The 22,402-nt window shown below is 66.2% G+C and carries 24 protein-coding genes and 4 pseudogenes; 14 read left to right on the top strand and 14 right to left on the bottom strand.

Features of this window, described 5'->3' with window-relative positions; translation table 11 throughout:
• Position 1: 1 nt before the first annotated feature.
• Both fliE and AC0IX7_RS13330 read right to left on the bottom strand, forming a co-directional pair.
• Positions 2–376: a flagellar hook-basal body complex protein FliE gene (gene fliE, locus AC0IX7_RS13335; protein ID WP_471812301.1), complete on the bottom strand. Its 375-nt coding sequence runs from the start codon at positions 374–376 to the stop codon at positions 2–4.
• Positions 373–1,671, bottom strand: coding sequence for a sigma-54 interaction domain-containing protein (locus AC0IX7_RS13330; RefSeq protein ID WP_471812300.1), 1,299 nt, complete (start codon positions 1,669–1,671; stop codon positions 373–375). The genes fliE and AC0IX7_RS13330 overlap by 4 nt, the downstream gene beginning before the upstream one ends.
• A 301-nt stretch (positions 1,672–1,972) precedes the next feature.
• Here AC0IX7_RS13330 and AC0IX7_RS13325 point away from each other — a divergent pair.
• Positions 1,973–2,870, top strand: a pseudogene (locus AC0IX7_RS13325) (flagellin N-terminal helical domain-containing protein).
• Between the two features lie 165 nt (positions 2,871–3,035).
• Here the strand turns inward: AC0IX7_RS13325 and AC0IX7_RS13320 are convergent.
• The 11 genes from AC0IX7_RS13320 to AC0IX7_RS13270 form a co-directional block, all read right to left on the bottom strand.
• On the bottom strand, positions 3,036–3,638 hold the full coding sequence (locus AC0IX7_RS13320; RefSeq protein WP_471812299.1) for a hypothetical protein: 603 nt from the start codon (positions 3,636–3,638) through the stop codon (positions 3,036–3,038).
• 166 nt (positions 3,639–3,804) lie between these two features.
• On the bottom strand, positions 3,805–4,158 hold the full coding sequence (locus tag AC0IX7_RS13315) for a sigma-70 family RNA polymerase sigma factor (RefSeq protein WP_471812298.1): 354 nt from the start codon (positions 4,156–4,158) through the stop codon (positions 3,805–3,807).
• Positions 4,155–4,568 (bottom strand): sigma-70 family RNA polymerase sigma factor, encoded by a 414-nt coding sequence (locus AC0IX7_RS13310; protein ID WP_471812296.1) that lies wholly within the window; start codon positions 4,566–4,568, stop codon positions 4,155–4,157. The genes AC0IX7_RS13315 and AC0IX7_RS13310 overlap by 4 nt, the downstream gene beginning before the upstream one ends.
• Complete coding sequence (flhA, locus tag AC0IX7_RS13305; RefSeq protein ID WP_471812294.1) at positions 4,565–6,625, bottom strand: flagellar biosynthesis protein FlhA; 2,061 nt, start codon at positions 6,623–6,625, stop codon at positions 4,565–4,567. The genes AC0IX7_RS13310 and flhA overlap by 4 nt, the downstream gene beginning before the upstream one ends.
• A gap of 3 nt (positions 6,626–6,628) precedes the next feature.
• Complete coding sequence (locus tag AC0IX7_RS13300) at positions 6,629–7,486, bottom strand: lytic transglycosylase domain-containing protein (protein ID WP_471812292.1); 858 nt, start codon at positions 7,484–7,486, stop codon at positions 6,629–6,631.
• A gap of 205 nt (positions 7,487–7,691) precedes the next feature.
• On the bottom strand, positions 7,692–8,009 hold the full coding sequence (locus AC0IX7_RS13295) for a flagellar protein FlgN (protein WP_187504363.1): 318 nt from the start codon (positions 8,007–8,009) through the stop codon (positions 7,692–7,694).
• Positions 7,996–8,154, bottom strand: coding sequence for a flagellar biosynthesis anti-sigma factor FlgM (gene flgM / locus AC0IX7_RS13290; RefSeq protein ID WP_471813877.1), 159 nt, complete (start codon positions 8,152–8,154; stop codon positions 7,996–7,998). Before flgM ends, AC0IX7_RS13295 begins: the two co-directional genes overlap by 14 nt.
• 247 nt (positions 8,155–8,401) lie before the next feature.
• The gene (locus tag AC0IX7_RS13285) at positions 8,402–8,569 is read right to left on the bottom strand and encodes a hypothetical protein (protein ID WP_471812290.1); all 168 of its coding nucleotides are present in this window, start codon (positions 8,567–8,569) and stop codon (positions 8,402–8,404) included.
• Complete coding sequence (locus AC0IX7_RS13280) at positions 8,566–8,895, bottom strand: hypothetical protein (protein ID WP_471812289.1); 330 nt, start codon at positions 8,893–8,895, stop codon at positions 8,566–8,568. The genes AC0IX7_RS13285 and AC0IX7_RS13280 overlap by 4 nt, the downstream gene beginning before the upstream one ends.
• Positions 8,892–9,413, bottom strand: a complete 522-nt coding sequence (locus AC0IX7_RS13275) for a hypothetical protein (RefSeq protein ID WP_471812287.1) — start codon at positions 9,411–9,413, stop codon at positions 8,892–8,894. Before AC0IX7_RS13275 ends, AC0IX7_RS13280 begins: the two co-directional genes overlap by 4 nt.
• Complete coding sequence (locus AC0IX7_RS13270) at positions 9,410–10,084, bottom strand: motility protein A (protein WP_471812285.1); 675 nt, start codon at positions 10,082–10,084, stop codon at positions 9,410–9,412. The genes AC0IX7_RS13275 and AC0IX7_RS13270 overlap by 4 nt, the downstream gene beginning before the upstream one ends.
• 646 nt (positions 10,085–10,730) lie before the next feature.
• On the opposite strand from AC0IX7_RS13270, the pseudogene AC0IX7_RS13265 reads away from it, so the two are divergent.
• From AC0IX7_RS13265 to AC0IX7_RS13205, 13 genes and pseudogenes are all read left to right on the top strand, one after another.
• Positions 10,731–11,067, top strand: a pseudogene (locus AC0IX7_RS13265) (flagellar basal body rod protein FlgB); the annotation flags it as partial.
• A 3-nt stretch (positions 11,068–11,070) separates the two neighbouring features.
• Entirely contained in the window at positions 11,071–11,481 is a 411-nt protein-coding gene (gene flgC / locus AC0IX7_RS13260; protein WP_056485088.1) for a flagellar basal body rod protein FlgC, read from the top strand.
• Between the two features lie 2 nt (positions 11,482–11,483).
• The gene (locus AC0IX7_RS13255; RefSeq protein ID WP_471812284.1) at positions 11,484–12,326 is read left to right on the top strand and encodes a flagellar hook assembly protein FlgD; all 843 of its coding nucleotides are present in this window, start codon (positions 11,484–11,486) and stop codon (positions 12,324–12,326) included.
• Entirely contained in the window at positions 12,248–13,471 is a 1,224-nt protein-coding gene (locus tag AC0IX7_RS13250) for a flagellar hook protein FlgE (RefSeq protein ID WP_471813875.1), read from the top strand. Before AC0IX7_RS13255 ends, AC0IX7_RS13250 begins: the two co-directional genes overlap by 79 nt.
• A 25-nt stretch (positions 13,472–13,496) precedes the next feature.
• Positions 13,497–14,248: pseudogene (gene flgF, locus AC0IX7_RS13245) on the top strand (flagellar basal-body rod protein FlgF).
• A 13-nt stretch (positions 14,249–14,261) separates the two neighbouring features.
• Complete coding sequence (gene flgG, locus AC0IX7_RS13240) at positions 14,262–15,050, top strand: flagellar basal-body rod protein FlgG (protein WP_187504693.1); 789 nt, start codon at positions 14,262–14,264, stop codon at positions 15,048–15,050.
• Positions 15,051–15,064: 14 nt separating this feature from the next.
• Positions 15,065–15,748: a flagellar basal body L-ring protein FlgH gene (locus AC0IX7_RS13235; protein WP_471812282.1), complete on the top strand. Its 684-nt coding sequence runs from the start codon at positions 15,065–15,067 to the stop codon at positions 15,746–15,748.
• Positions 15,749–16,096: 348 nt separating this feature from the next.
• Positions 16,097–17,204 (top strand): annotated as a pseudogene (locus AC0IX7_RS13230) (flagellar basal body P-ring protein FlgI).
• Positions 17,201–17,536 carry a hypothetical protein gene (locus tag AC0IX7_RS13225; protein ID WP_471812281.1) on the top strand — a complete coding sequence of 112 codons (336 nt, stop codon included), beginning with the start codon at positions 17,201–17,203 and terminating at the stop codon, positions 17,534–17,536. The pseudogene AC0IX7_RS13230 and the gene AC0IX7_RS13225 overlap by 4 nt, the downstream one beginning before the upstream one ends.
• Before the next feature lie 24 nt (positions 17,537–17,560).
• A complete protein-coding gene (gene flgK, locus AC0IX7_RS13220; RefSeq protein WP_471812279.1) occupies positions 17,561–18,907 on the top strand; it encodes a flagellar hook-associated protein FlgK in 1,347 nt (448 codons plus the stop codon).
• 5 nt (positions 18,908–18,912) lie between these two features.
• Entirely contained in the window at positions 18,913–19,671 is a 759-nt protein-coding gene (locus AC0IX7_RS13215) for a flagellin N-terminal helical domain-containing protein (protein ID WP_471812277.1), read from the top strand.
• Positions 19,672–19,951: 280 nt separating this feature from the next.
• A complete protein-coding gene (motA, locus tag AC0IX7_RS13210) occupies positions 19,952–20,815 on the top strand; it encodes a flagellar motor stator protein MotA (protein ID WP_187504688.1) in 864 nt (287 codons plus the stop codon).
• Positions 20,816–20,829: 14 nt separating this feature from the next.
• Entirely contained in the window at positions 20,830–21,732 is a 903-nt protein-coding gene (locus AC0IX7_RS13205) for a flagellar motor protein MotB (RefSeq protein WP_471812275.1), read from the top strand.
• Between the two features lie 83 nt (positions 21,733–21,815).
• Here the strand turns inward: AC0IX7_RS13205 and AC0IX7_RS13200 are convergent, their stop codons facing one another.
• Complete coding sequence (locus AC0IX7_RS13200) at positions 21,816–22,322, bottom strand: Ros/MucR family transcriptional regulator (RefSeq protein WP_471812274.1); 507 nt, start codon at positions 22,320–22,322, stop codon at positions 21,816–21,818.
• Between the last annotated feature and the right edge of the window lie 80 nt (positions 22,323–22,402).

The following is a 22,402-nucleotide window of genomic DNA, read 5'->3' as shown; positions in this document are numbered from 1 at the left end:
GTCAGACCGGCATGCTCATGATATCCTTGTAGGCGGACAGCAGCTTGTTGCGGACCTGCAACGTGGCCTCGAACCCGACCGACGCCTGCTGGCGGGCGAGCATCACTTTCGCGATGTCGACCGTCTCGCCGCGCTCATAGCTTTCGCTGAGCTTGGCAGCCTGGGTCTGGCCATCGTTCACGCTCTTCAGCGCGGTTTCCATCGTGTCGGCAAAGCTGGTCGGCTTGACCATCTCGGTCGGCGCGACGTTCCCGGTGGCACCAGCGCGAGAGAGCGCCTGGTTGCGTTCGAGGATCTGCGAGCGCAGCGCCATGACGCGGTCGACGCTCATCGCGCCCCCACCTGCACTGGCACCGATTCCGGACACGCCGCTCATGCCGAGGCGGCCCAGTTATGGACGCTGCCGATATCGTCACCCTGCTCGCGCGCCTTGGCGAGGCGATAGCGCAGCGTGCGTTCGGAAATGCCGAGGCGTTTCGCGGTCTCGATCCGGCTGCCGTTGCAGGCCTTGAGCGTCTCGCGGATCGCGGCGAACTCGCTCATCTGGACGATGTTTCCGAGAGTTTCGGGTTCGTTCGGCGCCACAGGTGCGATCGACGTGACTGGTGCACTCCGCTGGAACGTCATCGACACGGGGCGGTCGAACACGATGTGGCTCGCCTCGATCGTGTCGCCGCCGCAGAACAACAGCGCGCGCTGGATCACGTTTTCTAGCTCGCGGACGTTGCCGGGCCAATCGTGCAGCATCAGCTGTTCGATCGCCGCATGGCTCGGCCAGGGAATGACGTTGCGGTTGCCGGCGTGACGCAGGATCAGCGTCGCGGCGAGCGCGGGGATATCCTGCGGGCGCTCGGCCAGCGACTTGGTCGCGAGCGGGAACACCGCGAGGCGGTAATAGAGATCGGCGCGGAACCGGCCGGCGGCGACTTCGGCGTGGAGATCGCGGTTGGCGCAGGCGATGACGCGGACGTCGATCGGCTGCGGCACCGACGCGCCGAGCGGCACGACCTCGCGCTCCTGCAAAACGCGGAGCAGCTTGGCCTGCAGTTGCAGTGGCATCTCGGCGATTTCGTCCAGCAAAATCGTGCCGCCGTTTGCCGCGCGGAAGAAGCCGTCGCCGCCCGACGACGCGCCGGTGAACGCGCCCTTCTGGTGCCCGAACAGCAGCGCCTCCAGCATCGATTCGGGGAGCGCCGCGCAGTTGATCGCGATGAACGGCTTGTCCTTGCGTGCCGACCCGTTGTGGATGGCGCGCGCCAGGACTTCCTTGCCGGTGCCGGTCGGGCCGTTGATCAGCACGGTGATGTCGGCGGCGGCGACGCGCTCCGCGAGGGCGAGCAGCGCGAGTGATTCAGGGTCGGCGGCGGTCGGCATTTCCGGGCCGCCGATCAGGGCGCGCGCGAAGCCGTTGCCGACCGCGGTGTCCTCGGCGGCGAAGCTGATCCGCGCCGGCGCACCGTCACGCGACGGGGTCACTTCACGACCTTCGCAGCCGATCACGACGGTGCGGGCGGGGGCGGTGATGCCCTCGCCGTCCGCCACCAGAAACAGGTCGTTCGCTCCCGGCTGTGCCGTCTCGAACGAGCCTACGCCGAACCCCTGCGCACGAAGCGACGAGACGAGCGCATATTTCCGCGAAGTGACTGCGGCTGACGGAAAAATCGAACGCATGGTGTTCCCCCTGGACGATTCGAGAAGTGCACCCAGGTTGGTAAACTTGTGGTTAAACGCTGCCGTCCACCGGCAAATTTTGTCCGGGCGCGTCCGCGCGGACACACGCGGTGCGCTTGCCCGTGCACGACCGCGCGTACGCCCCTGTGCGAGCCAGCGTGCGAGCCCGTGTGCGAACCCGTACGCGAGGGGCAATTTTTCTCTTAAGTCGTCGGGAAGGCGGCCGTTACTCATCTCGACGGCACGGGGTTTTCGCCATGGGGGCGGCGCGGATCGTCGGAACATTTACGGAGATTTCGCTATGACTGTCATTGGTACCAACGTCTCGGCCATGCGCGCGGCCAACGCTTCAAACGCAGCCAGCAACGCTCTCGCGACCTCGATGGAGCGCCTGTCGACCGGTAAGAGCATCAACTCGGCCAAGGACAACGCAGCAGGGCTTGCCATCGCATCGTCGATGACTTCGCAGATTCGTGGCATGAACCAGGGCATTCGCAACGCCAACGACGGCATCTCGATGGCCCAGACAGCAGAAGGCGCACTCGAAGAAGTGACGAACAACCTTCAGCGCATGCGCGAACTTGAAGTTCAGAAGGGCAACGGCACGTATTCTGTCAGCGACCAAGCCAACATTAAGCTAGAGCAGGATTCGTTGGCCAAGCAGATCACGAACGTCCTCACCAACACTGAATTTAACGGCGTGAAACTGTTTTCAGGTACTGCGCCGGTCGCCCCAGCAACTACTACGACGGCGAAGAAAATCGATATCCAGGCTGGCGCGAATGCGAGCGACGTCATCGAGTTGGATCTCGGAACGAGCCTTGCCGAAGCTGCGACGGGCACAGGATCCAGTCTTACTGGCGGCGTCGGCAGCGTTGTAATTGCAACGACTGTTGCAGGCCCCCGCGACGACCACGATCGCAGCGGGTGGCGACCTCAGCGATTATGATGATGCAATCTCGCTCGTATCCAACCGTCGTGCATCGCTCGGCGCGGCGCAGAACCAGCTCCAGTCGGCGGTCAACAACCTGACCTCGAACTCGACCAACCTGTCGGACGCCAAGAGCCGTATCGAGGACACCGATTTCTCGTCCGAGACGACCGCGCTCGCCAAGGCCCAGATCCTGAGCCAGGCATCGACCGCGATGCTGAGCCAGGCGAACCAGAGCCAGCAGAGCGTCCTGAAGCTGCTTCAGTAATCCGGACCGGCACCGGCACCGCCCCCAAAGGGTGTCGGTGCCGATCGGACCCGCCTTGCTTCCCAGAAGCTGGGGGCGGAGAAAACCTCGGTGGCGCAAGCTACCGGGGTTTTCGCGTATTTGGCTGCACGTCCATTGCGCCAAGCTCGGCAACCAAGCGCGCTATCAAAACGAAAACGACGATATGATCAGTATTCCGGTCTTCATTTCCTCTTTATAGCGCACGTTGGTCTCGCCTGGAGGCAGGGGTAAGTCAGCAACGATACCGTCGCCGAGCACGCGCGTGTTCGGATCCACTACCGCACCGATGCCGAGATTGAAGCTCTCGTCACCCGTGCCGCGACGGAAGCCCACCATCACCCCGATGCCGACCGATTCGATGATGTCCTTCGTTCCCGGCTGAAGCGCGATGAACGGGCCGACGCCCCAGGTCTCCTGCTCGGGCGGGTTACCAGGCGTGAAAAAGTAATGAGATTCGAGCATGATCCGGGCTCGGCCGTTATCCTCGTCGTTGACGCGAACGATCCCGTTGACGATCGACGCGTCGCTCACCCGATCGCGATCGCCGTTGGCGAGCGTGAACGAGATTCCGACGCCGAATTTCAGGCCGGCGAAGTCGTTGGTTGCTCCCGGAGTTCGGTCATCGTCGTCATCCTTCGCGCCGGTGGCCGGCTTTTCATCAGCAGGTTCCGACCTTGCCGGATCGCCACGCGTGGATGTGCGGGATCGGTCTTGGGAATCGGTCGCGCCGGATTGCGCCATCGCCATAGCCGGCGCGACGGCCAGTATCGCAGCGCCTGCTAAAGCATAGTTCCTGTACGACATGGATGCCCCCCGAATGGTTCGGTGAGCATGATGTTACCTGCACAGGCGAGCGTATACAGGAGGTGGCTCCGTATCGGAGTCAACACTTCCTTCCGCGGCTCAGGCGAATTCAGATTTGCCGGGCGAGGGCCTTCTTCAACTTTGCGTGCGCCGATGCCTTGATCTGGCAGACCCGTGCCGAGCCGACGCCGAAGACTTCGCCGATCTCTTCTAGGTTGAGTTCCTCGACATAGTAGAGCTGGATCACTTGCGCCTCGCGTTCGGGGAGTGCGGTGATCGCTTTGATCAGGGCCTCGCGCATGTCGCTGTCGGCGAGCTGCTCGAACGCGTCGGGCGTGTCGTCGGCGAACCACGGCAGGTCGTCCGCATACATCTCGTCGATCGAGTCGAAGCGGAGTGCGTCGGCGGTGACGTAGTCGGTGCGGAGTTTTTCGATCGTCACGCCGATATGCTCTGCGATCATGTCTTCTCCGGGGCTTTCCCCGTGCGGGCGGTGAGCGTCGAGATCGCCTCGGCGTATTGGCGGCGGCGACGCATTGCGCCGCGCGTGCTCGTGGCCTGGCGGCGGAGTTCGTCGATCATGCTGCCGCGCAAGCGCGTGATAAGGTAGGTCTTGAACGGAAGCCCGCGTTCATCGAAATTCGCGGCGGCCTCGACCAGCGCGACCAGGCCGACCTGGATCAGATCCTCGATCTCGACGCTGCTGCTCATGCTGCCATGGACGTGCCACGCGATCCGGCGGACCAGCGGCAGGTGCTGCTTCACGAGCTGGTCCGTGTCGCCGCCGGGGCGTTGGTGCGGGCGATAGGTGAGAGGCTGGCCCGTGAAAGGCTGGGCATCGGCGAACGCGCCGCGCATCGGCAGCGCGCTCATGCCGCCAGCGCCTGTTGGGAAGCGCCGATGACCGCGACGACTTCCACCGCCTTCTCCTCGGGCACTTCGAAGAACGACAGCACCGGCGTATCGGGCAGGCAGGTCCGCACCAGCTTGCGGATGGCGATCCGGATGGCCGGCTGGACGACCAGCGCGAACGGCTTCGCCTCGGCGATCAGCGGTTCGGCGGCGCGTTGCAGCGCCTCGACGATGCGGCGGCCGAGATCGGGTTCGATGACGTGGCGGCGCGATTGATCGGCGCGCATCGCCTGGCCGAGCAGACCTTCCAATTGACCCTCCAACGTCATGACGCGCAGCGGTTCGCGCACGCCGCACAGTTTCTGGATGATGAGCGCGCCGAGCTCGGGACGGATCGTCTCGATGATCTCCTCGGCGTCCTGCGTGCGCTGCGCCGCGACCGCGATCGCGCCGGCGATGCGACGGAATTCCCTGAGCGGGACGTTCTCGGCGAGCAGCCCTTTCAGGACCTGCGTCAGCGTCGTGATCGGCAACGGCGCGAGTGCGGCGACCAGTTGCGCGGCGCGCTCCTTGAGACCGTCGAGCAGCGCCTGCACTTCGTCCTGGCCGAGCAGCTCGGACGCGTTCTGGCCGAGCAGGTGGTTGAGGTGCGTCGCCATCACCGTGCCGGGATCGACCACGAGATAGCCGGCACCGGTCGCGGCATCGGCGTCGCTCGCATCGACCCAGGTCGCGTCGAGCCCGAAGGTGGGGTCCTTGACCTTCTTGCCGAACAGGTCGCCGAACGCTTGCCCCGTGTCGAGCGCGAGCATCTCGTCGGGCGACACGGTGTCCTCGCCGACGACGACGCCGTTCACGAGGATGCGGTAGACGTACGGCGCGAGGTTGATGTCGTCGCGAACGCGGACCTGCGGCACGACGAAGCCGAGTTCCTTCGACAGCTGGCGGCGGACGCCGGTGATCCGGCTCATCAGTGGCGACCCGCGACGCTCGTCGGCGAGCGGCACCAGGCCGTAGCCGATGTCGAGATTGACCTGCATGCCGTCGGTGACCTCGTCCCAGCCGATCCTCGACTGGTCGATCGTCTCGACGGGGACGACCATAACGGGGGCAGGGCGCAGTTCGATCTGGCGCAGCTTCCACGCGGCGAACCCGGCGATCGCGGCTGCCGGCAGGATCACCATGTGCGGCATGCCGGGCAAAATGCCGAGCAGCGCGAGGATGACCGCGACCGGCGTCCAGGTGCGAGGCGACCCGAACTGGCCGCCGATCTGGCCGGCGAGATCCTTGTCCGAGGTTACGCGGGTGACGATCGAGGCGGCGGCGATCGACAGCATCAGCGACGGCAACTGCGCGACGAGTGCGTCGCCGATCGCGAGCAGGATGTAGTTGTGCGCCGCATCCGCGATCGTCATGCCGTGGCTGACGGGGCCGAGGATTAACCCGCCGATGATGTTGGCGGCGAGGATCAGCATGGCCGCGACCGCGTCGCCCTTCACGAACTTCGACGAGCCGTCCATCGAGCCATAGAAATCGGCTTCGGTGGAGACTTCGACGCGGCGTGCCTTGGCTTCGTCGGGGGTGATCAGGCCGGCGTTGAGGTCGGCGTCGATCGCCATCTGCTTGCCGGGCAGCGCGTCGAGCGTGAAGCGTGCGCTGACTTCCGACACGCGGCCGGCGCCCTTGGTAACGACGATCATGTTGATGATCATCAGGATCGCGAAGACGAAGATGCCGACGACGTAATCGCCGCCGATCAGGAACGTGCCGAACGCTTCGATGACGTGGCCCGCCGCGGCCTCGCCCTCATGGCCGTGGACCAGCACGATGCGGGTCGAGGCAACGTTGAGGCCGAGGCGGAACAGCGTGGCGAACAGGAGGACGGTCGGGAAGGCGGAGAAATCGAGCGGTTTCTGCGCGTTGAGCGCGACCATCAGCACGGCCAGGCTGATCGCGATGTTCGCCACGAAGAAGATGTCGAGCATGAACGCCGGGATCGGCACGACCATGACGAGCACGAGCAACAGGATCGCGAGCGGCAGGACGGACGCCCTGGCGTTGGAGAGAATGCGGTTCATCGCTTAGCCGCCGAGCCGTGCGAGCATCATGTAGGCGAGCCGCGCTGTGTCGGGCGTCGGGCGCAGGATGCTGGCGGCGGCCTGCGTCGTCCGGCCCGTGAACTTGCCCATCGCAGTCGTGGCCCAGGCGAGCGCGTCGTCGGCGCTTTCGTTGCTGCCGGTGATGACCGTGCTGCCGTCCATGTCGCCCCCCAGTTCGAGCGCTTGCGATGCGAAGTTGGTGGGCGTTGCGGTGGCGCTTGCCCCTGCGGCGGCACCACCGAGCTTGTCGGCGAAGCGGTCGTAGATCGCCGACAGCGTGCGCGGCTGGTTGTTCGAATCGTAGAAGACGTTGTGGTTCGCGCGGGCGGCGGCGGGGAACAGCGCGGCGCCGCTCGCCTGCGGGTTGGCCTGCATCGTCTTCAGGAACTTGGTCGCGCCGCCGAGGCCCATGAAATGCGCCATGTATAGGTCGGTGCCCGACGCGGGGCGGTTCAGCGTGTTTTCGAGCGAGGCCTTGTTGTCCGAGGCGTATTCGGCGGCCATCAGCGAGGCGGCGTTCGGATCGTTTCGCAGCGCGAGGATAGCCGCCTTGGTGCCCGCGTCGCCGACCGAAAGGCGGCCGCTCGACGACTGGCCGATGCTGTTCGCAGCCCAGGCCATGCCGTGCTCGGCACCATGCTTCTTGACGACGGAGAGCCAGCTCTGTTCGATGAACTGGTAGAGGCCGGATGCGCTCGAGGTGCCGGCCTTGGCATTGGCGTTGAGCCCGCTCTCAAGCTTCGCCTGGCCCAACAAATAGTCGAAATCCACGCCCGTCTTGCTGCTCGCAAGCGCGATCGCGGACTGGATCCGGCCGGTAGTGATAGGATTGACGGTCATGCCCGTGTGCGGTGCCCCTGGTTCAGGGGGTCCTTAGCAAGGGCGTGCCAGTTTTAGTATTTGACCGCTACGATCGTTCGATCTGCGACGGCCTCCTCCCTGGAAGAGAGGGGCAGGGGTGGGTCGGCCGGCTTGTGCCTCGACGGTTCGAAGTTGGGGAAGCCGACCCACCCCCAACCCCTCCCTTCCAGGGAGGGGCGTAAGACTACGCGTACGCCGCCCTCAGTCCCGGCCGATACCCGGCAACGGCGCCGTCGCCGGTCAGGGTTTGCAGGCGGCGGCGGACATTTGCCGCCATCAAGTTGGTGTAGATCCGGCAGGTCTCGTTGAGCCGGTTGGCCTCGTCGGCCAACTCGCGGATCTCGGTGCCCGCCGGCCCGGTGCCGAGCGTTGCGATCTGTTCGATCCCGGCGAGCTTGTCCGCGGTCGCGCGCTCCAGGCTGGCGACGTCGTTCGATTTCAGCGCGGCGATCTCTGCGTGCAGCGCGTCGATCACGCGGATCAGGGCATCACGCCTTGTCATTCGAAGTCCAGTCCAGACGGAACGCCATCAGCCGATCGGCGATGGTCGCGGGGAGGATCGGGAAATTGCCGCTGGCGATCGCCTTCTTGATCTCGGCGACGCGCGACGCATTGACCGGCGGGGCGGATGCCATCGACTTGGCCAGCGCCAGCGAGATCCGAGCGCACCGAGGCCTGCGCTTGGGGCTGGGGCTGTACCGGGGTCTGCACGGCCGTCGTCGGCGTCGCGGCGGCGACGCGCGCGACGGAGCGATCTCCTGCTACTGACGGCTTCGCACCGATCGAGTCCACCATGTCCGCATCCTTTGGTTTGCGATGACAACAGGAGGAACGGCCGCATGGCGAAAAGCTTTAGCGAAATTAATCTGTCTGCCAAATTTAGTTCGACCAACCCTAGTTCGACCAACCGGGCAGCGTCGCACGGCCCGCCTCGACGGCGATCGCCTGGACCGGCGTGCGCGTCGCGTCGACCTTGACCATGAAGCGGCCGCCGGGGGCTGCGTCGCCCATCGCGACGCCCTCGCGGCTGATCGAGAAGCCCTCGGTGCCGGCCTCGATCACGATCGGATCGCCGCGCTTGATGACCGGTGCGGCCTTGGCGACGGGAACGAACGACGCGGCGATCGCGGCGGGGCGTTCGCCGGCCGGATGACCGGCACGAAGATCCGCCACGCCGGGCCGGCGCAGGAGACGACGACCGCATCATGCTGCTCTGTCCGCCACGACAGCGACACCGTCGGACAGGTCGCGAGGCGCAATCGCGCGTCGACCGGCGTGCGCGCGCCACCCTCGGCGCCGGTCGGGCGGCCGGTAAAGGCGGCGACCGAGCGATCGAGCGCGCTGGTATCCTGAAAGCTGGCGGCGACGAGCAGGAGCGGGAGGATCATGGCTTTGTCCTAAGCGGTTCGCCGACGAAGGCGACGGAGACGATGGCGGCGCGGCGGCCGGGCTTGGTGGCGGTGACGATCGCGACACGCGACGGCGCGACCGCGGCCAGCGCGGCGGCGACGGTGCGCGCGCGGTCGGCGGCGAGGATCGCGGCGCTGCCGGTGACGCGGTCGATATCGGCGGGCGTGCCGTCGGTCGAGCCGGTGACGGTGAGCATGACGCGGGGATCACGCGCGGCCTCGCGCGCCCAGGCGACCAGCGCGCCGGGCGTGGTCGGCAGGATCGCCGAGCCGGGTGCGAAATCGAGGATGCCGGCGGCGGCGACGGGCATCGGCGCCGGCTCCGCATCGTTCGCGCCGAAGCCTTCGCGGATGCCCTTGGCGAGGTCTTTTCCGCCGATATGCTGGGCCGCCTGCAGGAGCACGAGAAAGCCGACCAGCAACAGCGCGAGGTCGGCGAGCGTGATCAGCCAGAGCGGCTTGCCGGTCGGCGCGTCGGGGTATTCGCTGGCGTTCACGCGACGGTCGCCAGGCTTGGAGCGGGATGGGGTGCCACATACCCGCGCGGCGTCTCGCGTTCGGCGAGCGCCACGAGCGGCGCTTCGATCCGTGCGCGTTCGAACGCCTCGTTGCGGCCCTGTGCGCGCAGGCGGTTGGCGATCGGCATGAAGACGAGGTTGGCGAACAGCGCGCCGTACAGCGTGGCGAGCAGCGCCACCGCCATCGCGCCGCCGATCGCGCCGGGATCGCTCATCGTCGCGAACATCTGCGCGAGGCCGATCAGCGTGCCGACCATGCCCATCGCGGGGGCGACCTCCGCGGCGCCGGCCCAGACGTCGGCGGCGGCGACGTGGCGCTCTATGCGGGCGCGCCGGCGGTGCTGGACGAGCGTCGCGACGTCGGTGGCCGAGGCGCCGTCGACGATCGCGGCGATGCCCGCGGCGACGTCCCTGTCGGTGATGACCGAGCGATCGAGTGCCATCACGCCGTGACGCTTGGCGATGCGGGCGAGCGCGGTGATCTGCTGGAGCAACGGGTCGGCATCGAACCGGCCGCGGCCTAGCGTCGTGACCGCGGCGAGCGCGCGACCGAGATCGCGGAAGGGGGTGCGGAGGACGACCGCCAGCACCGTGCCGCCACCGACGATGGCGAGTGCTGCAGGGTCGAGGAGTTGGGCGAGCGTGATCATGTGCGTGGGGTGATGCAAGGGGTGTGCCGGATTGTGTGGGCGCTGCCGAAGTCTCAAGTCCTCCGTCATGCCGGGGCCCTGATCTTCTGTTCCCCTCCCTCGTGAAGGGAGGGGCTAGGGGTGGGTGGGTTTGTTGGCATCCGATGCGCTTGCCAAGCGGCCCCCCCACCCTCGGCCCCTCCCTTCACGAGGAGGGGGAAGAAGGCCATTCAGCCCCACCCCGGCGGCCCACCCCGGTGCACTACCCCGGCGAAGACCGGGGCCCAGTTGGGGAACATCGCTCACTGAGCGCGCGCGTCGTTACTGCGACCTCTCCAACTGGGCCCCGACCTTCGCCGGGGTGGTGGAAGGCCAGCGACAGCCCTCACTTCCTTGTTCTCCCGCGAAGGCGGGAGCCCAGGCTGGATCCCTGCCTTCGCGGGGAAACATAGCAGGCGCACGGTAGAGCAGTTCGGTTTGCCGCCCTCGACCATCAAGCGGCAACCGCCTTGCCGGCCAACCCTGCAACACCGGCAACCGCTTGCCGTTCGCCTTGCCGCCCCCTTGCCGCGACCCGGCAAACCGCCATCCGCCACCCTCACCGCCAAAACTGGCACGGCCATTGCTTATGTCCGGTTGCGCAATCGGTGCGCCAGGAGACGGGCTTGTGTCAGGCGACACGCTTTTCGGAGTTCATGGGGCGGCACTCGAGGTGCGCTCGCAGCGCATGGGTGTGCTGGCGTCGAACATCGCCAACGCGTCGACGCCCGGCTTCAAGGCGCGCGACATCGATTTCCAGGCGGCGCTCGCCGCGGTCGAGCACGATGGCGGCACCGATGCGGCAACCAAATACCGCATCCCGACGCAGACCTCGATGGACGGCAACACCGTCGAGCTCAGCCAGGAGCAGACCGCGTTCGCCGAGAACGCCGTCCAGTATCGAGACGACGCTGTCGTTCCTGAACGGGCGGATCGGCCAGATCACCCGCGCGCTGAAGGGGAATAAGATGTCCAACCAGCCCATGACGATCTTCCAGGTCGCCGGCCGCGCGATGTCCGCGCAGCTCGTCCGGATGAACACGACCGCGTCGAACCTCGCCAATGCCGGCGGCACCGCCGGGAGCGCAGAGGCCGCGTACAAGACGATGAAGCCCGTGTTCCGCACCAGCTTCGACGCTGCCAGCGGCATGTCGACGGTCGACGTCGAGCGCGTCGTCACTGCCGGTGAAGCGCCGACCAAGCGCTACGATCCCGACAATCCGATGGCCGACAAGGATGGCAACATCTTCGAGGCGGCGGTCGATGAAACCCGCGAGATGGTCGACATGATGGAGACCGCCCGCAGCTACCAGAACAACATCGAAGTGATGAACACGGCCAAGTCGCTCATCATCGATACCCTCAAGCTAGGTCGCTGATCATGGCATCCTCCTTCGATACCACGCTGTCCAACATCGGCATCACGCGCTCTTCGACCGCGGCCGCGCCGAAGACCACGACGGCCGCCGAGTCGGGCACGCTCAACCAGAACGACTTCCTGAAGCTGATGACCGCGCAGATGCAGAACCAGGATCCGTTCAACCCGGTCGACAACACCCAGATGGTCGCCCAGATGGCGCAGTTCTCTTCGCTCGCCGGCATCTCCGAGATGAACACGACGATGAAGGCGATCTCCGACAAGCTCGGCGCGACCAGCGCCAGCGATGCGATGGGGTATGTCGGCAAGACCGTCCTGACCGAGGGCAGCACCGCGTACGGGCGTACCGGTGGCGGCATCGCGGGCTCGGTCGAGCTGGCGGGTGCCGCGACCGGCGTCAACGTCACGATCAGCGATATGAACGGCGTCGCGCTGAAGACGATGCCGCTCGGCGCGCAGGCCAAGGGCACCGTCGGCTACGACTGGGACGGCAAGGATTCGACCGGCGCGGACGCCGGCAGCGGCCCGTTCACGGTCAGCATCAACGCCCAGAACAACGGCACCGCGGTCGCCGCGACCGGGCTGGTCTGGGCACCCGTCCAGTCGGTCTCGACCACCACCGGTACCACCATCCTCACCCTTCCGGGATCGGCGAAGTGCCGGTCAGCGCAGTCCGCCAGATCGGCTGATCGCACCCTCGATTTCAAGGAGTTAAACGCATGTCCTTCTACACTTCGCTTTCCGGTCTCCAGGCATCGCAGACCGAGATGTCGACGATCTCGCACAATCTGGCGAACGTCTCGACCAACGGCTTCAAGAAGAGCCGCACCGATTTCGCCGACGTGATCGCCTCCAGCGTGTCGGTCGCGCCGTCGCAGCAGGTCGGCTCGGGCGTTATGGTCAAGGGCAACCGCCAGCAGTTCGCGCAAGGCAATCTGATCCAGTCGGCGAACGCGCTCGATCTCGCCGTATCGGGCGACGGCTTCTTCGTGGTGAAGCCCGAGACCGGCTCGTCGCAGGTCAGCTTCACGCGCAACGGCGGCTTCCTGGTCGATGCGGACCGCTTCGTCGTCGATTCGAACGGCAGCCATCTCCAGGTCTATCCGGTCGACGGATCGGGCAGCGTCGTCGCCACCGGGCTCCAGTCGGCGATCAGCCTGCAGTTGCCCGAGACGAGCGGCACGGCGGCACCGACCAAGGCGGTCACGCTGGGCGTCAACCTCAACGCCAGCTCGAAGGTGCCGACCACGGCCACGTTCGATCGCTTCGATCCGTCGAGCTACAACCAGTCGGCGCAGACCACCGTTTACGACGCGTCGGGCAACGCGATGACGCTGACCAATTATTTCAAGCGCACCTCGGTATCGACCGACGCGACCACGCCGAGCACGTGGGAAGTCCACAGCTTCGTCGGCGACCAGGAACTGTTGAGCGGCGGCGTCGCAGGGTCGACGATGACGTTCGACGGAACCGGCAAGCTGACCGACCCGACCGCACCGATCGCGTATGACGAGTTCACCACCGCCGGTTCGGCGACCCCGCAGCAGATCTCCTTCAGCTTCGGGGGCGACGCGACCACGCAGAAGGCAAGCGCGTTTGCGGTGAACTCGCGGACGCAGGACGGCAAGGCGGTCGGCCAGATCCAGGGCGTGACGATCGACGAGAAGGGCATCGTCAAGGCGAGCTTCTCGAACGGCGATACGCAGGCGCTCGGCCAGGTGATGCTCGCCAACTTCTCCAATCCGGAGGGCCTGCGCCAGCTCGGCAACAGCTATTGGTCGTCGACCGGCGTGTCGGGCGAGGCGAAGCTGGGCGAGGCGGGCTCGAACGGGTTCGGCAATCTGATGTCGGGCACGATCGAGCGGTCGAACGTCGACATCACCGAGGAACTGGTCAGCCTGATCGCGGCACAGCGCAATTTCCAGGCGAATTCGAAGGCCCTGGATACCGCCAGCCAGATCTCGCAGACCATCTTCAACATCCGCAGCTGATCGATAGCGGGGCGGGGGAACCTGAATGGACAAGCTGGTCTACACCGCGGCGACGGGCCTGCGCGCGCACATGGCGGCGCAGGCGGCGATCGCCAACAACATGGCGAACGCGTCGACGACGGGTTTCCGCGCCGACCGCGTGGTGTTCGACCGGCTCGACCTGAAGGGCGACGGCACTACGATCGAGGCGCGCGCGCCGACCTCGGAAGAGGTCACCGACGCCGATCGTGCGCCGGGTGCGATCCAGCTGACCGGACGTCCGCTCGACGTCGCGATCACCGGCACCACCGCGTGGCTGGCGGTGCAGGCGTCGGACGGTTCGGAAGCCTATACCCGCCGTGGCGATCTGGAGGTTGCGCCGTCCGGCGTGCTGCAGACCGGCGACGGGCATCCGGTGATCGGCTCGGGGGGCCGATCACCCTGCCGCCCTACCAGTCGCTGTCGATCTCCGCCGACGGGACGATCTCGATCATCCCGCAGGGCGGCGACGCGCAGAACCCGCAGGTGATCGACAAGCTCAAGCTTGCCGACACCAAGGGGTCGGACACGGTCAAGGGTCTCGACAATTTGCTGCGCGTGAAGGGCGGGGGCACGCTGCCCGAGGATCTCGATGCGAAGGTGCAGGGCGGCGCGATCGAGGGATCGAACGTCAACATGACGCAGGCGCTGGTCGACATGATCGAGAACCAGCGCAGTTACGAAGTCCAGGCCAACATGTTGAAGTCCGCCAAGGACATGGATGAAAGCGGTGCATCGCTGATGCGCCTGCCGAGCTAGAAGGAACCGACGAATGTCATCCGCAGCCATGCATATCGCGCGTACCGGGCTCGACGCCCAGGATACCCGCATGCGCGTCATCTCGAACAACCTCGCCAACGTGAACACGACGGGCTTCAAGAAGGACCGTGCGGCGTTCGAGGCGCTCGCCTATCAGGTCGTCACGACGCCCGGTACGCAGAGCACCGCGGAAACGAAATACGCGACCGGGCTCAATCTCGGCACCGGCGTCCGGCTCCAGGGCACGGCGCGGATCGACACGCAGGGCGCGATGCAGACGACCGGCAACAGCCTCGATCTCGCGCTCGACGGCGACGGCTATTTTCAGGTGCAGATGCCCGGCGGCACGCTCGGCTATACCCGCGCCGGTAATTTCTCGCGCTCGGCGGAAGGCCTGCTGGTCACCAGCGAGGGCTATCAGCTGCAACCCGGCATCACCGTGCCCGAGGGCACGACCGCGATCACGATCGGTTCGGACGGTACCGTGTCGGCGACCGTGCCCGGCCAGACCGAGGCGACGCAGATCGGCCAGATCCAGGTCGCCAGTTTCCCGAACGGTGCAGGGCTCCAGGCGACCGGCGACAACTACCTCGTCGAGACCGCGGCCAGCGGCGCGGCCAATGTCGGCATCGCCGGGCAGGACGGCCGCGGCAACATCAAGCAGGGCATGCTCGAAGCGTCGAACGTCAACGTCGTCGAGGAACTCGTCGACATGATCGAGACGCAGCGCGCGTACGAGGTCAATTCGAAGATGATCTCGGCGACCGACGACATGCTCAAATACGTCAACCAGAACATCTGATCGCGGAGCGCAGCATGATCCGCCCAACTTTCATTTCGCTTCTCGCCATCGCGGCGATCGCCGGCCCGTCGTCGGCGGATGCCAGCATCTTCGGCAAGAAGGCACCGCCCGAGGATTTCTCGGTCGCGCGGCCCTTGCCGGTCCAGCCGGTCCCGGTCGTCGCAACCGGCTCGATCTTCCAGGCGCAGGACGGCTATGCCGCGCTGTACGAAGGCTGGCGCGCGCGGAAGGTCGGCGATCCGCTGACGATCGTGCTGGTCGAGCGGACCGCCGCGTCGAAGTCGTCGGGCTCGAAGCTCGACAGCAACGGCGGGGCGAGCATCACGCCGCCGACCACCGGCGCGCTCAACCTGTTCAACAAGAGCGATGCCTCGATCAGCGGCGGGCGCAATTTCAACGGCACCGGCGCCGCCGACCAGGCGAACTCGCTCTCGGGCGAGGTCAGCGTGACGGTCGCGCAGGTCTATCCCAACGGCACGATGCTGGTGCAGGGTCAGAAGCGCGTGACGCTCAACCGCGGCGACGAGTTCCTGAAGATCAAGGGTCTGGTCCGCACCGCTGACGTCGACGCCAACAACCGCGTGCTGTCGACCCGCGTGGCCGACGCGCAAATCTCGTACACCGGCAAGGGCGACGTCGCCCGCGCCGGCCGCCAGGGGTGGCTCGGCCGCTTCTTCTCCGTCGTCAGCCCGTTTTGATGCTGCGGCGTGCCCTCACCCTTCCCACCCGGCAAGTGCCGGCCGGGCCCCTCCCTCTCCCCTCAGGGGAGAGGGAGAGACGCCGAAGGCGGCGAAGGGTGAGGGCACGCGTGTCAGCGCCAACCCGTTCGTCCTGAGTAGAGACCGAGTAGCGCCGAAGGCGCGTATCGAGGGCTCGTATCGAAGGACAGGTTGGCGCGCGGAACCCATGCTTCGATACGATGAGCTGGTGAACATGCCCCCGGCATGTTCAGGATCTTCCGGGGAAGATCCGACCAGCTCATCTCGATACGCCGCTGCGCGCCTACTCGGTCGCTACTCAGCACGAACGGTAAAGGACTAAAGGCCGTGTTTCGTTTATTCGCAGGTCTCCTCGCCACTCTCCTCGCATCGCTCCTGATCGCCGCGCCGGCCTCGGCCGACCGGATCAAGGATCTTGGCGGGTTCCAGGGTATCCGGTCGAACCAGCTGACCGGCTACGGCATCGTCGTCGGCCTGCCCGGCACCGGCGACGACAATCTCGAATACACCGTGCAGTCGCTCAAAGCCGTCGCATCGCGCTTCGGCCTGCAACTGCCGCCGTCCGCGAACCCGGGCATGAAGAACGCGGCGGTCGTGATGATCACCGCCGAACTGCCGCCGTTCGCCAAGCCCGGCCAGCGGCTCGACATCACCGTCGCGTCGATGGGCAAGGCCAGCATCGCTGCGCGGCGGCAGCCTGATCATGACGCCGCTGCTCGGCGCGGATAACCAGATCTACGCGATGGCGCAGGGCAACCTCGCGGTCGGCGGTTTGGGCGCAGAAGGTGCGGACGGGTCGAAGATCGTCGTCAACGTGCCCTCGACCGGCCGCATCCCCGAGGGCGCCACCGTCGAACGCGCGGTCGCGACCGGGTTCGACAGCGCGCCGACGCTCACCTTCAACCTCGCCCGTGCCGATTTCACCACCGCGCAGAACGTGGCGGGCGCGATCAATTCGAAGCTCGGCTTCGGTAGCGCGCAGGCGATCGACGCGGTTTCCGTCGCGGTGCGCGCGCCGTTCGGTGCCGATATCCGCGCCACGCTGATGTCGACGATCGAGAATCTCGACGTCGTCTCCGCCGAGCCGTCCGCCAAGGTCATCGTCAACGCCCGCACCGGCACCGTCGTCATCAACTCCGCGGTCCGGGTCGGCCCGGCGGCGATCACGCACGGCAAGATGACGGTGCGGATCGACGAGAAGCCGCAGGTCAGCCAGCCGGCCCCGTTCAGCGGCGGCCAGACCGTCGTCACGCCGAACAGCGCCGTCGCGGTCGAGGAGGAGCGTCGCCCGATGTTCCTGCTGAACCCCGGCCCCCGGCTTGCCGACATCGTCAAGGCGGTCAACGCGATCGGCGCATCGCCGGCCGACCTTGTCGCGATCCTTGAGGCGCTGAAGGAAGCCGGCGCGCTCAAGGCCGAGTTGATCGTCCTGTGAGCCCGCTCAACGCACCCGCCACGTTGACGACCACGCCGACGGCCACGCCGACGACTGGGCCAACCACCGGCATCTCGACCGACACGAGCCGGCTCAAGTCGAAGGACAATCTCGACAAGGCGGGCCAGCAGTTCGAGGCGGTCTTTACCGGCATGATGCTCAAGAGCATGCGTCAGGCGAAGCTCAGCAATCCGCTGTTCGATCTCGAAGGCGATCGACACCTTTACCGAAATGCAGGACGGGCTGGTCGCGAAGTCGATGGCCGAGCACACGCCGCTCGGCATCGGCAAGGCGATGTCCGATTTCCTGGCAAAGTCTCAATCCGATCTTAACGAACCCACGGCAGGTTCGCCGCCATGAGCGATCTCCTCTCGATCGGCGCCTCGGGCGTTCGCGCCTACCAGACCGCGCTGTCGACGGTGTCGGAGAACATCGCGAACACAGGGACGGTCGGCTACACCCGGCGGACGACGACGCTCGCCGAGGTTTCGTCCGTCAATGGCGGGATCAACGCGCGCAACTCGGCGACCGGCAGTGGCGTGGTCGTCGTCGGCGTCGGCCGCAGCGCCGATGCGTATCGATCGCAGGCGGTGCGCTCCGCGGGCACCGACCTCGGCAAGACCGAGACCAGTGTCGCGTGGATGAGCCGGATCGAATCCTCGCTCGGCGACAACAAGCTCGGCGACCGGCTCACCAGTTTCTTCGGGTCCGCGCAGACCTTGTCCGCCGACCCGACCTCGGTCCCGGCGCGCGCGGTGATGCTCGAGGCGGCGAAGACCGCGGCTGAGGCCTTTGCCGCGACCGGCAAGGCGCTCGATACGGCCGCGACCGAACTCGATTCGTCCGCAACGCAGGCGGTCCAGTCGCTCAATGCGCTCGGCACCGCGCTCGCCAAGGTCAATGACGGGCTCGCGCGCACGCAGCCGGGTTCGTCGAGCGCGGCACAGCTCGCCGATCAGCGCGACCAACTGCTCGACCAGATGAGCACGCTGACCGATGTCAGCACGGCATTCGACGATCTCGGGCGCGCGACGGTGCGGCTCGGCAGCGCGACCGGCACGGTATTCGTGGCGGGTAACGAAAGCGGGCAGGCGTCGTTCGCCCGCAACGACGAAGGCGCGGTGCAGTTCGCGGTGACACGCGGCGGCGTCACGTCCGACCTGTCGCCGACGGGCGGTGCGCTCGCCGGGATGGCGGACGGCGCGCAGCGGATCGCCGCGGCGCGCGAATCGCTCAACGGCATCGCCAGCGACTTCACCGCCCAGGTCAACGCGGTTCAGGCGCAGGGACGCGACCTCGACGGCAATCCGGGTGCCGCGTTGTTCGCGACTGGCACCAGCCCGACCGACATCTCCGTTTCGCTGACCGATCCGCGCGGGATCGCCGCCGCCGGCGCGACCGGCGGTATGCGCGATGCCTCCAATCTGTCGGCGTTGCAGGCCGTCCGCACCAGCGGCGGCTTCGAGACGCGGACCACCTTGCTCGTTGCCGGCAACGCCGCCGCGCTCGAACAGCGCAAGACGGTCGCCGATGCGCAAGGCGCGATCCGCGATGGCGCGGTCGCGTCGCTTGCGTCCGCCTCGGGTGTCGATCTCGATAGCGAAGCGGTCGACCTGCTGCGCTTCCAGCAGGCCTATCAGGCGTCGAGCCGCGTGATCCAGACCGCGCGCGACACGTTCCAGACCATCCTCGATCTACGGTAAAGCCCATGCAGATCGCCACCAGCCTCTTCTACGATCGTGCCGCGAGCACGATGACGTCGCTCACCGGCAGGGCGGATGCGTTGCAGACCCAGATCGCGACGACCAAGCGCTTTTCCGCGCCGTCGCAGGACAGCGTCGCCTATCAGCGGCTCGCAACGCTTGCGCGCGATACCGCCGACGACAAGGCGTATGCGGCCAATCTCGGCACCGCTACGTCGGTGTTGAAGCAGGGCGATACGAGTCTCAGCGCGATCAGCGACCAGCTCCAGACCGCGAACACCCTGGTGACGCAGGCGCGTAACGGCACGCTCAACGCGACAAACCGCAAAGCCATCGGCGAACAACTCGCCGGGATCGTCGCAACGCTTACCGGCCTCGCCAATGGCAAGGACGCACGCGGGCAGGCCCTGTTCGGCGGTGGCGACGGCACGGCGGCGGTTGCCGCCGACGGCAGCTATGCGCTCGCCTCCAAGCCGGTGTCGGGTATCCCGATCGGCGACGGCCAGAGCGTGCAGGCGAACGAGACCGCGGCACGGATCTTCACGGTCGGTGGCACGACGCGCCCCGATGGCAGCATCGAGGGCGGTACCAACACGCTGGCGATGCTCGCCGCGATCGCGACCGCGTTGCAATCGGATGATTTCACGCCGGATGCGCTCGATACGTCGCTGGCCGACATCAGCGCGGCATCGGATCAGGTGTCGACCGTCCAGGCTTCGCTCGCGCGCGCGCGGCACGGGTCGATCTGGAGACGTCGCGCCTGAAGGATACCGGCGTCGACCGCGAAGCGACCCGCTCTGCGCTGGAAGATACCGATATTCCGACCGCGGTGGTCGAGTTGCAGAAGACGATGACGATCCTGTCGGCGACGCAGGCGAGCTTTCGAAGCTCTCGTCGCTGTCGCTGTTCGATTATCTTCGCTGACGTTTCGACGACCGATATTTTTAGGCAGGGCGCGGCGTCTGGTAACCGGTTGGCTACTAAATCCGGTTAATTCTCTGGCTACGTACCTGCCATTGTCGGCCCAGGGGAATTTCCAGCACCATGTTTCCGGTCATCGGCATCGTCGTCCTCCTCGTCATGGTGTTCGGAGGATTCGCCTTTACGGGTGGCGCGCTCGGCCCCGTTCTGGAGGCGATCCCGCACGAGATGCTGATCATCGGCGGCGCCGCTGCAGGCGCGCTGATCATCGGCAATTCAGGCAAGGAACTCAAAGCGCTCGGCGCCGGCCTCGGCAAGGTCTTCAAGGGCCCCAAATACAAGAAGCAGGACTATCTCGACGTCATCTTCCTGGTCAGCAAGCTGATGAAGATGCTCCGGATGGACGGACCGATCGCGCTCGAGCCGCATGTCGAGGACCCGCAATCCTCGGCGATCTTCGCGGAATACCCTAAGCTCCTGAAAGACCACGCCCTCATCGACCTGATCGCCGATACGCTGCGCCTTGTCGTGGTGTCGTCGGGGACGCTCGACGTGCACGCGGTCGAAGAAGTGATGGATCAGTCGATTAAGACGCATCATCACGAGGAGGAAAGCGCGCACGGGACGCTGACCAGCCTCGCCGATGCCTTGCCGGCGCTGGGCATCGTCGCGGCGGTGCTGGGCGTCGTGAAGACAATGGGTTCGATCGACAAGCCGCCGTCGATCCTCGGCTCGATGATTGGTTCGGCGCTGGTCGGCACGTTCATGGGCGTTTTGCTGGCGTACGGCATGGTCGCGCCGCTCGCCAACCGGTTGCGCCAGGTGCTCGACGCCGATGCGGCGATCTACGGCGTGGTCAAGCAGATCATCATCGCCTCGCTGCACGGTCATCCGCAGCCGCTGGTGATCGAGGCTGCCCGCTCGGGCATCGCGCACAAGAACCAGCCAGGCTTCGCCGAAGTCTTCGACGGTCTTCGCGGCAAGTAGGGGCGGCAGACAGCATGGCCCGCGCGCCCCACGGCAACATCCAGCCACCGAAGATCATCGTAAAGAAGATCTATATCGAGGGGCATGGCGGCCATCACGGCGGCGCCTGGAAGGTCGCCTATGCCGATTTCGTGACCGCGATGATGGCGTTCTTCCTGTTGTTGTGGATCCTCGGTGCGACCACCGAAAAGCAACGCAAGGGCATCGCCGATTATTTCGCGCCGACGTTGATCGACACGCGCTCGCTGGGGATCGGCGGCGGCGCGCTGTTCGGTGGTGAGTCGATTCTGGACAAGAACAAGATCGGACCCAAGGCGGGCCAGACGAGCATGCCGCAGATCGCGATTCCCGATGCGGGGCAGGGCGGTCCGTCGACCGGGACCGGCGAGCAGGGATCGATCAAGAACCGCGAGGCGCTCGCCAGCGAGGATCGCAAGAATTTCGAGGCGATGCGCAAGCGCGTGCTGAGCCAGATCCAAGGATCGGCCAAGCTCTCGCGGCTGGCCAGTCATGTGCGGTTCGTGCGGACCCAGGACGGCATGCGGATCGACCTGGTCGACGACGCCGATTATTCGATGTTCGCGCTGGGCACGACCGCGCTCGATCCGCAGGCCAGCGAACTGATCGGCATGATCGCGGGCTCGATTTCGGGCATGCAGAACCCGATCATGATCCGCGGGCATACCGACAGCGTGCCGTATGGCGATCCGCGGGCGATGAACAACTGGATGCTGGCATCGGGCCGTGCGGAGGCGACGCGTCGCCGCCTGTTGTCGGGTGGCACGCCGGAAGCACGGTTCGAACGGATCGAAGGCGTGGCCGACCGCGAGCCGCTGATCGTCAAGGACCCGCACGATCCACGTAACCGTCGCGTTGCGATCACGCTGCTGTATCGCCGCGGCTCGTTCGGCAGGTAAGCGACCGACCGGGCGACGACTTCGACGAAAAAGACCGACGCCGCGAGGCGCCGGTCTCGTTAGCGTAGACGACCTGCCGAGATTTACTCTGCGGCGGCGGTTTCGGTCTTGCGCTTGCGCGTCGTGGCAGCCGTAGCGGGCGCGGACGCCGTGTCGGTCTTGCGCGGACCAGGCTTGCGACCCAGGCCGATCTTCTTCGCCATCGCACGACGGCTTTCGGAATAATTCTCGGCGACCATCGGATAGTCGGGCTTCAGGCCATAGCGTTCGCGATATTCGGCGGGCGTCATGCCGTGCGTCGCGAGATGACGGCGCAACGTCTTGTACGACTTGCCGTCGATCATCGAGATGATGTGATCCTTCGACGCGAGCGATTTGCGCGCGGTGACCGCAGGCGTATATTCGGTCGGTGCCTCGGCAACCGGGGCTTCGGTCGCACTGCCGAGCAACGCAGACACGGTCTCGTGCATCTTGCCGAGAAACGCGGGTACGTCTTCCGCGGAGCTACGGGTATTGGGGTTGCCGAGCCAAGCAATCGTCAGCTCGGTTGCGAGTTCGACGGCATTCAGGTCGGTGGTATCTTCGGCCATATTGCACTCCATGATCTGCCGACGCCGTAACGACGTGAGACATTCAGTTCAACCGCAGAAATAGCCTTGCGGACTGATAA

Source organism: Sphingomonas sp. AC411 (assembly GCF_979253035.1).
This window is presented reverse-complemented; position numbering and strand designations above follow the sequence as displayed.